The sequence below is a fragment of the Massilia sp. CT11-108 genome (assembly GCF_047302915.1).
Taxonomy (GTDB): Bacteria; Pseudomonadota; Gammaproteobacteria; order Burkholderiales; family Burkholderiaceae_D; genus Telluria; species Telluria orientalis.
The window spans coordinates 1-287 of the sequence record NZ_JBKYMO010001453.1; the positions used below are offsets into that span (position 1 = coordinate 1).

Annotated in this window: 1 protein-coding gene; it reads left to right on the forward strand. The window is 71.1% G+C overall.

Going from position 1 to position 287, the window contains the following annotated elements; translation table 11 throughout:
* Nucleotides 1-287, forward strand: a 287-nt coding sequence (locus ACEN88_RS35230; protein WP_413347058.1) for a glycosyl hydrolase, incomplete at both ends; no start/stop codon positions are given.

Genomic DNA, 287 nt, shown 5'->3' on the forward strand with positions numbered 1-287 from the left:
ATCGCGACGCGGCGCGCGTGTCCGCGACCGTGGCGGCGAAAGCGAAGGCGCTGTTCGCGAGCGCGAACGTGCATACGGTCGCGAACGACGATGCCGTCGGCGCCGCGCTGCGGGCCGTGCTGGCGCCGGACATGAAGCTGTCGGCGCAGGCATCCGACGTCGGCTTCGTGCGCCGCAGGCTGCGCGACGCGGACATCTATTTCATCGCCAATACGAGCAACCGGCCCGTGCATGCGCAGGCCTCGTTCGCGGCGGTGCGCAAGGCGGGCGCGTGGATCGATCCGGAC